The sequence below is a fragment of the Crocinitomicaceae bacterium genome, assembly GCA_016708105.1.
GTDB lineage: Bacteria > Bacteroidota > Bacteroidia > Flavobacteriales_D > Crocinitomicaceae > JADJGJ01.
This window is the reverse complement of record JADJGJ010000002.1, coordinates 219,468-232,973: the sequence shown is the minus strand read 5'-3', so window position 1 is coordinate 232,973 and position 13,506 is coordinate 219,468. Positions and strand designations below refer to the sequence as shown.

Genomic DNA, 13,506 nt, shown 5'->3' with positions numbered 1-13,506 from the left:
TGATCTAAATAAATGCAAGGTCAATATGTATTTCTTCATACCTTTATGTAGTTTCAAATTACATGTCAAAAAGAGGTGAAGTTTCCGGCTTATTAAATTACCGTCGCATCATTTGGGTTTTGGTAATTTGCCTCGGTCTCACTTCATTTCTTTTTTATCGCGAATTTTCTAAATCAGAAGTTGATTGGTCGCTTATACATTTCAATTCAAAATCTCTCGTCTTTTTATGTTGTGCCATTGTCATGATGGCGTTTCGTGATTTTGCATACATGATTCGTATTCGCATTCTCACTAATAAAATTTTGCCATGGAAAAAATGTTTCAACGTTATTTTTCTGTGGGAATTTGCATCAGCCGTAACACCCGGCGTTGTGGGTGGTGCAGCGGTTGCTATGTTTATTTTGGAGAAAGAAAAAATTCCGCTTGGCAAGTCCACTGCGCTGGTTATCATCACCACAATTTTGGACAATTTTTTCTATATTTTTTTACTTCCTGTTCTGTTTCTCTTCGTTTCTCCGATTGATTTACTTCCGGCAAATCTTGCATCAATACGTGAAGGTGGAATGACAGTGTTCTGGATAGGATATTCGATCATCACCGCAATAAATCTTTTACTGCTCATCAGCATTTTTATCTATCCGAAATTATTTGGAAAATTAGCTCTGTTCATTTACCGTTTGCCTTTATTAAAACGACGAAAACACAAAGCTGAAAAATTCGCGCACGACATTGAAATTGCTTCCATTGAATTAAAAGGAAAAACAATTATTTTTTGGATAAAACTTTTTCTGGCCACCATTTGGTCATGGACATCACGTTATTTGGTGATCAATTTTGTTTTGCTGGCATTTATAGAATTAAATCTGTTTGACAATTTCATTATTCTTGGCAGACAATTGGTGATGTGGCTGGTCATGTTAGTTACCCCAACACCAGGCGGCAGCGGCATGGCAGAATATCTCTTTGGTGAATTATTGTCAGACTATATTCGCAACGGTGCTCTTGCATTAAGCCTTGCCTTTTTGTGGAGATTGATTTCATATTATCCGTATCTGATTATTGGGTCTATTATTTTACCGAGGTGGATGGGGAGGAGGGCTGAGGGCAGAGGCCTTAGGACAGAGGGCTAAGCCAACAGAAAAAGGACAGAGGACAAAGTGCTTAAGGGCGTGGGGAATGCAATTTATATCACCAATACTCCACTGTATAAATTCTATTTGAACTATCAGCAACAATAAAATTTGTGATGGTGTCTCTGCTATTACCAACAAAACTTATTCTGCTTTTTTGTGAATAATCTTCGGACTTTATTGTGTCATAAATCAGTGATGGAGGATAATCAACGTCTGAATAAAATTCAATAACATCATCATAAAAGGATTGACCGTATGGCAACCTCACAAGGAATTTTTTTCTTTCACACCTGTAAACTATTGAATCCATATGTTCCTTGTAAATCGTCATTTTTTTGATTAATTCTCCATCGTATTCATAACTGGTTTTGTTCCAACCTATGCAATTGAGACTATACGCTTCTATTAAATTGCCATTTTTGTCATATTGAAAATAACCATTTAATTCAGGTGGATTCTCAGAAATCGGGCCATATAAATAATAAGTTCTTTTCAATTTTCCGATTTCATTTTTAGTCACTGTTTCAATTTGTGAATGCCGGTAGTGAAATATAATACTTGAATCTGAATTTGTAAAAAAGAATCTGCGCTCTTCAGAAAATGCATATTGCATGCTATATTTAATATCATCCAGATTCAATTGTGGTAGTCTTGATCTAATGAACCAATTTGCATTAGTATCAAAATAGGCAGTTACCAAACAACTTTTAAAAACGGCTGGAAAATTTCTTCCAAAGTGAGCAATAATTTTTTCATTGTAGAATTCATTATTTAATCTGATGATTTTATCACCGGAAAGTGTGTCAATGCGTTTTCTTTCGGTTGAAAATACTTTGCGTAATTCACCGTTATACCAATCTTGTTCAATTGGATCTTTCACCCATGCAGTTACGGATATTAGATTTGTTTTGTTGTCATTTAATAATTTCACAGATGACAACGTATCAAAGTAAGGAGCGTAATAGCTCATAAAACCAAAATTCAATATTTCGATGTCTCTTTTTTTATCAATGTACTTGATTGATTTAACAAGAATTTTCGCTCTATAAAAATCGAAATCATCTTCGTCATCTTTAAAAAAGTAAAACACCAAATTTCCATTTGCATCGGTCAGTTGAATTTTTCTGATGATGTCTCCCTTTAAAAAATATCCTTTGTGACTGATGCCTAATGTGTCAAAAAAAACAAAACCGTCGTCAAATAATGCAGCGGTATCATCTATCGAAACATCTCCAATAAACTCTTCATAAAAGCGCTCTTCAATCAATTCGCCTTTTTCTGAATAGGAATATTCAGTTGAATAATTAGTGTCAAAACCTGTCCAATATGTTTTTGGTGAACAAGTGAGTTTTTTAACCTTGTTTTTATTAACCCAGTACCTGAAATCAGGGTCATGATTTAAAAAAGTTGATGGATAATCATAAAAGCTCGCTACTACGAATGTCAATAAAATGAGCAATATTGAAATCAGGACACGGGTCAAAGTAAATATTTGAATCAAGTTAATCTTTACAAACAATCTTCTATATAAAGCAAAACGCGTGGATAAGTTACAAATTGAAATCAATAATCTACTATCTCCTAAGCGCTAACTCCTAACTCCTTAAAAACCCTACTCAAACTTAGACGCCATTGGCAAGACACTCACCTGGCGAGTTTCCAGATCGTAACGGTCTCCGTTGGCTAAAATATGCACTTTTAAATCAGTCATTGACATGGGCGTACCCATTTTTAATATTGCGTGATTGTTGTGAGTTAACCCATGACCGTCAAATAAAACTACCATGCCTGAACCTACAACTTTCATGTGACGAGCTTCTTTGATAATTACCCCCGTATCTTCAGCAAGACCAATGCCAATCAAATTTGGAAATGCAGCTACAGCTTCAGCCAAACGCCCAAACCGGGCACGCTGAATGAAATGAGAATCTATGATTGTTTGCGGAATAAAACCCATTCCTTTGTCTAATCGCACAGATCCTTTTGCAAGGGCATCGGTGCTTGAACCACCAGCAATCATCTCGTGTGACATACACATGGCTCCGGCACTTGTTCCGGCAATAACTAATGGCGTATTGTAATATTTATCTAAAATCAATTGGTGCATACGTGTACTGCCAATGGCCGCCACAATTTTAGATTGATCTCCACCGCCAAACATAATGCAGTCGGCTTCTTCAATGGCCTTCATGTAATCATTATTGCCTGCATGAATACGGTTTTTTATTTGCAAAACCTTCACCTTTTTACAACCCAAATGATCAAACGCATGCAAATAATTTTCACCCACTTCAACCGGAATACTTGATGCGGTGGGAATCACCACAATCTTTGCATCCGTTCCGCCCGCTTCTCTCACTACATGTGATAGAATTCCATCTTCAATAAAATCTTGCGTATACAGCTCGTTGTCTTCAATGTGTTTGTCTTCGTTTCCGCCGATGGGAAAAAGAGTGCCTTTGATAAATTTTACGTGTGTCATGGTTTGGTTTTTGAGTGCCTTTCTTCCCTTGCCCTTGAGGGAGGATTAAGGAGCCTGTCTGTCGAAGCGACAGCGCAGACAGAGGTGACAGTAATTCGCTCAACATAGTACGACTGTCATCCCCCTTAATCCCCCTTCAAAGGGGGAAACGAATTTTGTTTTTTCAGAATATACGTTTCAAAATTAAGAATATATTCATTTTAATTCTAAATTTAGCATTGATCAACCGCGTTCCCGATCCCGTAGGCGCAGGTCGCGACCTGCGCCTACGGGATTGACCGAACGATATAATTAATACAAACACCCTATGAAAATACTCGAACTACGTGCCATGCGCGGACCAAACTACTGGTCAGTCAGAAGACATAAACTAATTGTAATGACGTTGGATTTGGAAGATCTCGAAGAAAAACCTACCAATTTAATTCCCGGATTTTTAGAGCGTTTGGAAAAAATGTTTCCTACTATGTATGAGCATCGTTGCTCTGAAGGTTGCCCGGGCGGATTTTTCATGCGCGTAAAAGAAGGCACCTGGATGGGTCATGTCATTGAACACATTGCATTAGAAATTCAATCACTCGCCGGGATGGAAGTTGGCTTTGGTCGCACCCGTGACTACGGGCAAAAAGGGGTCTATTTTGTTGTCTTTGATTATCTTGAAGAAAAAGTTGGATTATACGCCGCAAAAGCTGCTATTGCTATTGCTGAAGCATTGATTGCCGGTAAAGAATATAATCTTGAAACAGATATTCAAGAGATGCGTGAACTGCGTGAAAGCAGTCGTCTTGGACCAAGCACACAATCAATTATTGATGAGGCTGTGTCAAGAGATATTCCATGGATTCGGTTGAATAAATATTCTCTTTGCCAATTGGGTTATGGTGCTAATCAAAAAAGAATTCAGGCTGCCGTTACCAGTAATACAAGTTCTATTGCGTTAGAATTAGCATGCGATAAAGAAGATACGAAATTTTTATTAGAGCAGGCAGAAGTTCCTGTTCCCAAAGGTGATATCGTGCGCACTGAAGCGGGCATGAAAGATGCCATTGATCGCATCGGGTATCCGGTTGTTGTAAAACCTGTCAATGGAAATCATGGGCGAGGAATCACTGCAAATATTAAAGATTGGAACACCGCGGTCACCGCATTTGCACAAGCAAAAGAAGTTTCAAGAACAGTGATCATTGAAAAATATGTTACCGGTGAAGATTATCGTCTGCTCGTAATCAATTACAAACTGGTTGCGGCGGCATTGCGCAAACCGGCACATGTCATTGGTGATGGAAAATCAACTATTCAACAATTAATTGATGAAGTAAACAAAGATCCTCGTCGTGGATATGGTCATGAAAAAATGCTGACCATGATTTCAGTAGATGCGATGACAGAAAAAATACTGGTCAAAAAAAATCTGACACTTGATTCTGTTATTCCGCAAGGAGAGCGATTAGATTTAAAAGACACCGCAAACCTAAGCACAGGCGGAACAGCGAGCGATGTAACAGATATTGTGCATCCGTACAATGTTTTTATGGCAGAAAGAATTGCCCGCATAATTGGTTTAGACATTTGCGGAATTGATGTGATGACATCTGATATTTCAATTCCGGTAACTGAAACAGGCGGAGCAGTTTTGGAAGTAAACGCCGGCCCCGGTTTACGTATGCACTTAGATCCAACCGATGGATTGGCAAGAAATGTCGCCGCGCCTATTATTGATATGTTGTTTCCTCCGGGTTCATCTGCAAGAATTCCGATTGTTGCGGTGAGCGGAACAAATGGTAAAACAACGACAACCCGTTTGATGGCTCACATGGCCAAAATGAAAGGATTCAAAGTTGGTTATACCACAACAGACGGTGTCTATATTCAAAATAGAATGTTGATGCAAGGTGATTGCACCGGACCACAAAGTGCAGAATTTGTTTTGAAAGATCCAACCGTAAATTTTGCAGTACTTGAATGCGCACGCGGTGGAATTTTACGCGCAGGTTTAGGTTTTAAACAATGTGATATTGGAATTGTCACCAACGTAACTGCAGATCATCTTGGACTAAAAGGAATTCATACTTTGGAGCAACTTGCAAAAGTGAAAGGGGTGGTACCTGAAGTAGTAAAAAAAGATGGCTACGCTATTTTAAATGCAGATGATGATTTGGTTTACGGCATGCGTAAAAATGTAGAAGCCAATGTAGCACTTTTCTCCTTAGATGAAAATAATCCACGCATCAAAGCGCTGCAAAAATTAGGTGGTATTACCGCCATGTATGAAAATGGATATATCACTGTTTGCAGAGGAACATGGAAAATGAGAGTCATACGCGCTGTTGATGTTCCATTAACTTTTGGAGGTAAAGCCGTGTTTATGATTCAGAATATTTTACCTGTGGTCATAAGCGGTTACGTTCAGGGATTTGGTATTGAAGATATCAAGGTAGCATTGGAAACATTCATACCATCACCGGCACAAACACCGGGCAGATTGAACATGTTCAACTTCAAAGATTTTGATTTGTTATTAGACTATGCACACAATCCTCCGGGATTAAGAGCATTACAAAAAATGATAGAACGCATGGACGGCAGTCCAAAAGTTGGAATCATTGCCGGCGTTGGAGACAGACGAGTTGAAGACAACAACGGAATAGGAAAAATTGCCGCTGAAATGTTTGATGAAATCATCATCAGACAAGATAAAAACTTACGTGGAAAATCAGAAGACGAACTCATCAACATGTTAGTTGACGGAATCAAAGAAGTAGATCCGAATAAAAAGATTACCATCATACCATCAGAAAACGAGGCTATCCGTTACGCTGTAAAAAATGCAAGTAAAGGATCGCTTGTTGTGCTGTGTTCAGATGTAGTGCCAGAAGCGCTTGACTTAGTGATGCAACTCAAAGCTGAAGAAGCCGATAAGTTGTATGAGTTCAGAAAAGAGGATATTCCGAATTTGTGAGGGTGTTGGTCAGCTAACAAACCATGACATTTTTTAACGATTATGGAAATAATGATAGACATCAAAACTGATACTGGAAGTGCGAGATTGAATGACCTCCCTGGAAATTGCCCCCACTGTCATAAAGCTATTCAACCAATTCCAGTTTTTGGTCATGTTAATTATGTAAATCAAGGAGTTGAGGTCAATTTCGTCTGTCCAAATTTAAAATGTAATAGTTCATTCTTAGCATTTTATGGGGACTCTGGGCATGGAGACGTTTACTTCGAGAAGATAATTATACCAAAACGGTCTATGCCAAAGGATTTTAGTGAAACAATCAATCAGATTTCTCCAAATTTTGTGATAATTTATAATCAAGCCTTAGAGGCAGAGATGGTAGGCCTCTGTGAAATCTGTGGCGTTGGTTTCAGAAAAGCACTTGAACACCTGATAAAGGATTATTTAATTATTCTTTATCCTGAACAAGAGAGTCAGGTGAAGAAAATGTTACTTGGAAGGTGTATCGATGAATTGGTAAATGACACACGAATAAAATCAGTTGCTAAGAGGGCGGTATGGATTGGAAACGATGAGGCCCATTACGAAAGAAAATGGCAAAATAAAGATTTAAGGGATTTAAAAAAACTAATAGATCTGACGGCTCATTGGATTGATATGGAATCTCTCACACAGGAAATTATCCATGACATGCCGGAATAGTCTTTGGGTTGGATTAAATCAAGATAGTCCTCTACTGAAAAAGTGTCCCAGAAATTAATTCACAACAATCTTAAAACAAACTTGAATAATCAATATTTCCAGTATAAACCATCATGCCTCCATCGGAGTATATTGTTTTAACTTTTTTAGTATAAAGGCTGGGATTTAAAAACTCGACTTTTAAGCTACCGCCTTCATTATCTGAAACCGTATATATTAGACCCTTATCCGTTGTTTCAACTGAAAAAATATCCCTGTCCTTCTCCCAACTTATCGCTCCGCTATCCTCAGTGTCGTATCTTCTCATGTGAAGAATTTTACCGTCTTTTGAAACAGTCCAGACCATTTTGCTATTCTCACTAACATTAGGGTTAAGTTCATTACCGAAAGAATCATAATGTTGTATTACAAAAGAATTTTGTGCATATAACCCCAGTTCTGCAGAAAAGAAACTGAAAGTAATAACTAGTGAAAGGAATAAATTCATTCTGTTCATAGCTTTTTTGTTGTTAATAGATCAAATTGATTTGTAGTCTTTATTGAATTCGGACTCCCACACAACAAAGGAATTCAAGGTAATTACCCTGTGTGTTTCAGACTCTTTTTCACAGTTTATCAACCAAATTTCTCGGGCAATATCAGTGTTTAAATTGCTGTCATGATCATTAGGCATTTGTGCTAACACATCTGGATTTAGATCTCCCTTTTTGCGATCGTGAATTCCAATGCATTTAACTAATTTACCTGAAGAAATATTTTTGTAGAATTTGTTAATCATAATGACACATAAACACGTAAACATCATTAAAACAAATGTAAACTAAATTCTTAAACGAACAAATAACTTTCTGAATATCTCCGAAGTAGCAATGATAGTGAAGAAATCCGTGCAAAGTAAACTGGAAATAAAAAACGAAGCGCTCGTCTTAAAAAATCATACGCAATGGATTACTACTTGCGGGAAACAATAGCTTTTCTTTGATTTACAATTGGTTGAATTTAATTATATTTGAAAGAAACAAATACTTACAAATGAAAATATTTTACTTCGCATTGATTTCATTTCTCTCATCATCTTTGAGTGTATTTAGTCAAGACTATTACAATCTTTTTATTAATGACGGATCAAACTCACGATACATTGAGGCGTCAAAAGTTCAGGGAGACAGCCTCTATTTATGTGGATTATATAATGGTTCTGCACAAGATGCATTTATCGTTAATTTTAATCTAGTTACTGAGGAAATTGAGTGGATCATATCAACAAATGCCGGATTTAATCAATCCTTGTCAGCACTTGACGTTAAAGGTAATATGCTCGTCACTGGTGGCTACACTAATGCACCCGATGGACTTGTTCAGAAGGCAAAAGTTTTTAGTTATGATATATCTGGAAATGAAATTTGGCAAAAAACCTTTGACGCTGGAAATGTAACCTATCTGAAAATTCTTAACGACAATTCAATCATTGTTGTTTGTGCTCATAATAATGGAGGTTCAATAATTCGAATAGCAGCTGATGGGACAACTTTATGGAGCAAAACTTTCATCGAAGCTATCCCAACAAACTCATGCGCAATTCAAGAAATACCGGGTGGGATAATCTATGCAGGAAGAAGCACTGATAGTCCAAGTATTCATGGCGGAACCGACGTCATGGTATTTAAATTGGATATGCTCGGTAATACAGTTTGGTCGAAAGTATACGGTTCTGTTAGAGATGAGGAACCTCTAAATACTTTGTTCGTGAATGAAGACAAAATATTGATAGTTGGAATGCATGACGATGCAAATCCAGGATTAAACTATGATAATTTGTTTTTGATGCTCGACACGAATGGCAATATTCTTCAGGTTGAAACATACGGTACGCCTAACGAAGATTTTTCTTATGATGTCACATCAAATTCAGAAGGTGAATTCGTAATGGCGGCCAAATCTTATGTAATAGGGAGTAACGATGAGGGGATGTCGTTAAAGCTCGATTCTAACCTAAATCTGGTTTGGTCGAGAATTTATTCTGGTATTTATGGCGACATTTTGTTTGACATAGAAAATTATCAGGACGGTTATATCCTAACAGGAATAAACCAAAGTAGTAATGGAGCTGGTTTTTTTCAATATGATGGATGGATTTCACGTATTACTCAGAATGGGATTGATGGATGTTTAAGTTCGCCAATTAGCGTGGTTAATAATACTCCAATTTTAAGTGTTGTTGATTTTCCATTAACCGCTGGTACTGTTAGTGAAATTAATGAGCCAATGACTCTTAATATGTCATATATAGATATTGATACTGCTTGTTTCAACTCGTGTGATTTTGATTTTGAATATTCTGTTTATAATCCACTTTGTAATGGCGATTCGGACGGAGCAATAAGTTTCCATCCGATTGGATACAACGGCACGTTTGTTTACTCAATGTCCCCCAATTTTGGAAACAACAATGGAATAGATTCTATCTACAATTTGGTAGGTGGAACATACAACTTGACACTCAGAGATTCAATAGGATGTTCATCAACGCATTCAATAGTCATTGATGACCCAAGTCCAATAGTGGCAAATTTCATCATCACTCCTAATACTGCAAGTGCAGTGCAGAATTGTAATGGAACTATTACAGTCAATGCAACTGGTGGAACACCAACTTATACCTACCTGTGGAATGATGCTGCTGGTTTTTCCACTTCAAGTTTTTTGGATAAATTATGTGACGACTCGTATTGTGTTAGAATAACTGATGCCAATGGATGTTTTCTTGACACTTGTACACTTGTTACTGTTGGATTTGATGATTTATGGTTGTCGGAAAACTCAATTAATCTCTATCCGAATCCAGCCAAAGATATTTTGTCAGTTTTAATCGAAGGCAATTATATGGGTGACTTTACTCTAGAAATTTGTGATATGACAGGAAAGGTAATCGAGCAATTTTGTATTCACAAGGAAAGCCAGTTGATCAATTTTCCGATGGATTTATCTGGTTTCAAAAACGGGAATTACGTTATCAAAATAGTAACTAACGAAAAAGGTATACTAATGCAGCAATTCGTTAAAATCTAATTGTCTTTCGAAAGACAAAAGCAAAAACATCATCTCACCAACGAATTCCAAAATAATACCGTTTCCCGTTCAGAAGCCGGTCTAAATGAAAAAATTCTTCCATCTGATAATTCTATTTTTTGTTTTGCATCAGGCAAACTCTCAAATCTGGATTGATTCAAACGCGACTTGGCATTACAATTTAGAAGAGTTAAGCGGTTTAAGTATTCAGGGATTTTACAAATACTTATACCATGAGGATACAATTATTGACGGAATTACTTGTCAAAAAATAGCGTGTAGGGCTTATGAATTTTACACTTGGCCGGAGGTAGTTTTTCTTGACAGTAACTCGGTTGCTGAATATTACACATATGTTTCCAACGACACTGTTTATTACCGCAACAATGATGCATTTTTTGTGCTATTTGATTTTGGTGCTTCAATTGGTGACACTTGGATAATTTCTACAACCAATAACGGGGGTGGATTTTGTGATGATACTTCAAGAGTTCAAGTAATTGATACAGGAACTGTAATCATCAATTCACAAGTATTGAGAACAATAACCCTTGAGCCGGTTGCAGGATCATCGTACGGTTTAGCCGGAGTTTACAATGAAAAATTTGGTTTAATGTCCTATGGTCCCTGGCATTTATTCCCACGCATTATAGAATGTGACACCAATGTCATTGTTGAATGGTATTATACTTCATTTAAGTGTTTTGAAGATGATTCGTTCAGTTTGTATAATCCATCCGGCACCGATTGCGAATATCTCTTAACGCACTTGGAATTATCAGAAACAAAATGGAACGAATTTTCAGTTTACCCCAATCCTGTTCAGGACAAATTAATTATTCAAGTCCCGGAAATTGGTCAAATATCAATAGTCACAATACATCGTGAAGTATTATTGACGAAACAAGTTCATGAAAAACTAGAACTAGATTTTTCAGAATTTGAGCCCGGAATTTATTTCATTCAATTTTTTGGACATTCAACTCAAGAATTTAAAAAGAAGGTGGTAAAGATTTAAATTTGTGAAGTGCTAATTTGAATGAATTTACAGTTCGCCCTTAAAGATTATTTCCTCCCTCAAGGGAGGACAGGAAAATCACCCCTCACTAATCACAAACTTATACCCAACTCCCCTGATGTTGATGATCTTTAAATTAGCATCTGATTCCATTTTTTTTCGCAGTTTTGATATGAATACATCCAATGTTCTGCCCACGTATTCACCGGTATCTTGCCAAACCTGATTTAGAATATACTCACGTTCAAGAATTTTATTTTCGTTATGGTAAAGCAACAAAAGTAATTCTGTTTCTTTACCTGAAAGCTCTGTTGATTCATACTTTGATCGCAATATCATTCTTTTCTGATCGAATTCCAATTGACCTATCTGAATGATATGCGGATTCGTATTTAATGTTTTCTTCTTTTGACGTTTTAAAAACCAAACGACGGTGGCAGCAATGGGTATAATCAGTAAAAAATATATGAATTTGGAAGCAGATTTTTCTGTGAAATTAGGTTCATCATCAACTTGCGTAACAATAGACCCACTAGAATTTTTTGATTCAATTTCTGTGAAAAAGAACACATAACAATCTTCAGGCAATGTTCTCCCTAAACAGGAAATGGCGCTATCCGGTATGTTTGAATTTATTTCAAAGCTATGAACTACTAACGGTGAATGGCATCTCTCCACTTCAACAATGTAATCTTCATTTGGATTTGACGCATTGAGTACCGATGAACAAAGTTCAATGAGTTTTTCAGGTTGAAAGGCAAAGGTTCGCTCAAATTGTATGGCATAGCGACCGTTAATCTTTTCAATTGGCAAAACCCGGGAGGTTGAATCACCAATACTGAGTAAGAATTGATGTCCAATATTTCGCAGAGCAACCTTCATATGCTGTTCATCAGTTGCTGCCTTTAGATTTGAAACTAAAAGCAACAACACAGTTAAAAGAAAATAAGTTTTGCGTAGCATATCCATAATAACGCAACAAAATTACTTGAATATATCCCTATGAGACTTAGTTTTTCTGAATTTTACACTAATTTACATTACTTAACTCTTTTGCTAATCAAGAGAATATACTTTCGACCCAAAATATTTTAATCAAACAGTATGAAAAATGAAATCATTAAAAAAGGACTTGTGATTGCAGGTGCCTATTTACTTTTTGCCTGCTCCCAGGGAAATTCTTCAGATGCCAATTCCAATTCAGATACGCTAACTCAAACAGAAGACAACGTAAACTCCCAACCGCATAATTTTGTTGGATGGTATTGCCCGGATAATCTGAATGGCTTACCTGCAGTGGACATTGCAGATTGGAAAAACGTACCGGTTATAAACGGAAGAATGCCAACTGAAGAAGAAACTCAAAATGGCGCATCACTTGTTTATGTAGATCCCGCTGAATATCCAACAGCAACGGTTCTTGGAATAACTATGCCAAAACTAGCAACATACTTTAACCCAAATAGTGGGCGTGAAGATTTTATCATCGTGATTCAAGCCTTCACAATTGATGCGGATTCAATTGTAGGATTTCGATTTTTAAATGGAGGTAATGGAACAGCACTAATTTCAGATGTAAAATTTCTTTCTGATGATGAAATTTCAAAAATTCCGGCTTCCCGTTTTGTCTCATTTGATATTGAAATAAATGCTTCGGCATCGTTTATTCAAAAAGTGTTGACAGAAACAGAGTATGCGTCAAAACTTCAACGCACTTTTGATGAAAAAAATCAACTTCAACCAAATTGGATAGAGGGAAAAAATGTAAATTATAATTATCCAGAAAGCGGTACCCTTACCGCAAAATATGCTGATATCTTGTTTGGGAATTTTTATGTGCAGAATGATTATACGGATTACACAGAAAAATTTTTATTGCTGGAAAATGGTGAAACAAAAACCACTACTTTGAAAATAGTTTGTGGTCCTTTTAGAAGTGATTATGAAACACAGAAAATCATACTAAATAACTGGGCCGAAAAGGTCAAAGAATTGAGTGAAAACTGATATTGGTTTTTGTAAGGAGTTTTCTGAAGTTACAAAAGGTACTATTTAGAGGAATAAAAAAAGGTGCTGCACAAAACAAAAATACCTTTGCGCCGACATATGAATTTCGTAAGAAATATCTCTTGACGTTGCTTAT

10 protein-coding genes are annotated in these 13,506 nt (G+C 36.7%); 6 read left to right on the top strand and 4 right to left on the bottom strand.

The genetic code is table 11. The features are described 5' to 3' along the window. Positions 1–62: 62 nt before the first annotated feature. Positions 63–1,130 carry a flippase-like domain-containing protein gene (locus IPH66_12375; GenBank protein ID MBK7130144.1) on the top strand — a complete coding sequence of 356 codons (1,068 nt, stop codon included), beginning with the start codon at positions 63–65 and terminating at the stop codon, positions 1,128–1,130. Positions 1,131–1,188: 58 nt separating this feature from the next. Here the strand turns inward: IPH66_12375 and IPH66_12370 are convergent, their stop codons facing one another. Both IPH66_12370 and IPH66_12365 read right to left on the bottom strand, forming a co-directional pair. Continuing rightward, positions 1,189–2,616, bottom strand: coding sequence for a hypothetical protein (locus IPH66_12370; GenBank protein ID MBK7130143.1), 1,428 nt, complete (start codon positions 2,614–2,616; stop codon positions 1,189–1,191). Positions 2,617–2,745: 129 nt separating this feature from the next. Further along, complete coding sequence (locus IPH66_12365; protein MBK7130142.1) at positions 2,746–3,615, bottom strand: cyanophycinase; 870 nt, start codon at positions 3,613–3,615, stop codon at positions 2,746–2,748. 307 nt (positions 3,616–3,922) lie between these two features. On the opposite strand from IPH66_12365, the gene cphA reads away from it, so the two are divergent. Further along, a complete protein-coding gene (cphA, locus tag IPH66_12360; GenBank protein MBK7130141.1) occupies positions 3,923–6,574 on the top strand; it encodes a cyanophycin synthetase in 2,652 nt (883 codons plus the stop codon). Positions 6,575–6,616: 42 nt separating this feature from the next. Then, the gene (locus IPH66_12355; protein ID MBK7130140.1) at positions 6,617–7,276 is read left to right on the top strand and encodes a DUF4145 domain-containing protein; all 660 of its coding nucleotides are present in this window, start codon (positions 6,617–6,619) and stop codon (positions 7,274–7,276) included. Between the two features lie 70 nt (positions 7,277–7,346). On the opposite strand, the gene IPH66_12350 is transcribed toward IPH66_12355, so the two are convergent. Next, positions 7,347–7,772, bottom strand: coding sequence for a hypothetical protein (locus IPH66_12350; protein ID MBK7130139.1), 426 nt, complete (start codon positions 7,770–7,772; stop codon positions 7,347–7,349). Between the two features lie 536 nt (positions 7,773–8,308). On the opposite strand from IPH66_12350, the gene IPH66_12345 reads away from it, so the two are divergent. Both IPH66_12345 and IPH66_12340 read left to right on the top strand, forming a co-directional pair. Further along, positions 8,309–10,345 (top strand): T9SS type A sorting domain-containing protein, encoded by a 2,037-nt coding sequence (locus IPH66_12345; GenBank protein ID MBK7130138.1) that lies wholly within the window; start codon positions 8,309–8,311, stop codon positions 10,343–10,345. An 85-nt stretch (positions 10,346–10,430) separates the two neighbouring features. Then, positions 10,431–11,363, top strand: a complete 933-nt coding sequence (locus IPH66_12340) for a T9SS type A sorting domain-containing protein (protein ID MBK7130137.1) — start codon at positions 10,431–10,433, stop codon at positions 11,361–11,363. Between the two features lie 78 nt (positions 11,364–11,441). On the opposite strand, the gene IPH66_12335 is transcribed toward IPH66_12340, so the two are convergent. Further along, positions 11,442–12,332 (bottom strand): response regulator transcription factor, encoded by an 891-nt coding sequence (locus IPH66_12335; protein ID MBK7130136.1) that lies wholly within the window; start codon positions 12,330–12,332, stop codon positions 11,442–11,444. Between the two features lie 135 nt (positions 12,333–12,467). Here IPH66_12335 and IPH66_12330 point away from each other — a divergent pair, with 135 nt between their 5' ends. Further along, positions 12,468–13,370 carry a hypothetical protein gene (locus IPH66_12330; protein MBK7130135.1) on the top strand — a complete coding sequence of 301 codons (903 nt, stop codon included), beginning with the start codon at positions 12,468–12,470 and terminating at the stop codon, positions 13,368–13,370. Positions 13,371–13,506: the final 136 nt, after the last annotated feature.

Coding starts and splice junctions, on each gene's coding strand:
- cphA (MBK7130141.1), top strand. CDS start 3,923: ATGAAAATACTCGAACTACGTGCCATGCGCGGACCAAACTACTGGTCA.
- IPH66_12365 (MBK7130142.1), bottom strand. CDS start 3,615: ATGACACACGTAAAATTTATCAAAGGCACTCTTTTTCCCATCGGCGGA.
- IPH66_12335 (MBK7130136.1), bottom strand. CDS start 12,332: ATGGATATGCTACGCAAAACTTATTTTCTTTTAACTGTGTTGTTGCTT.
- IPH66_12340 (MBK7130137.1), top strand. CDS start 10,431: ATGAAAAAATTCTTCCATCTGATAATTCTATTTTTTGTTTTGCATCAG.
- IPH66_12350 (MBK7130139.1), bottom strand. CDS start 7,772: ATGAACAGAATGAATTTATTCCTTTCACTAGTTATTACTTTCAGTTTC.
- IPH66_12345 (MBK7130138.1), top strand. CDS start 8,309: ATGAAAATATTTTACTTCGCATTGATTTCATTTCTCTCATCATCTTTG.
- IPH66_12355 (MBK7130140.1), top strand. CDS start 6,617: ATGGAAATAATGATAGACATCAAAACTGATACTGGAAGTGCGAGATTG.
- IPH66_12330 (MBK7130135.1), top strand. CDS start 12,468: ATGAAAAATGAAATCATTAAAAAAGGACTTGTGATTGCAGGTGCCTAT.
- IPH66_12375 (MBK7130144.1), top strand. CDS start 63: ATGTCAAAAAGAGGTGAAGTTTCCGGCTTATTAAATTACCGTCGCATC.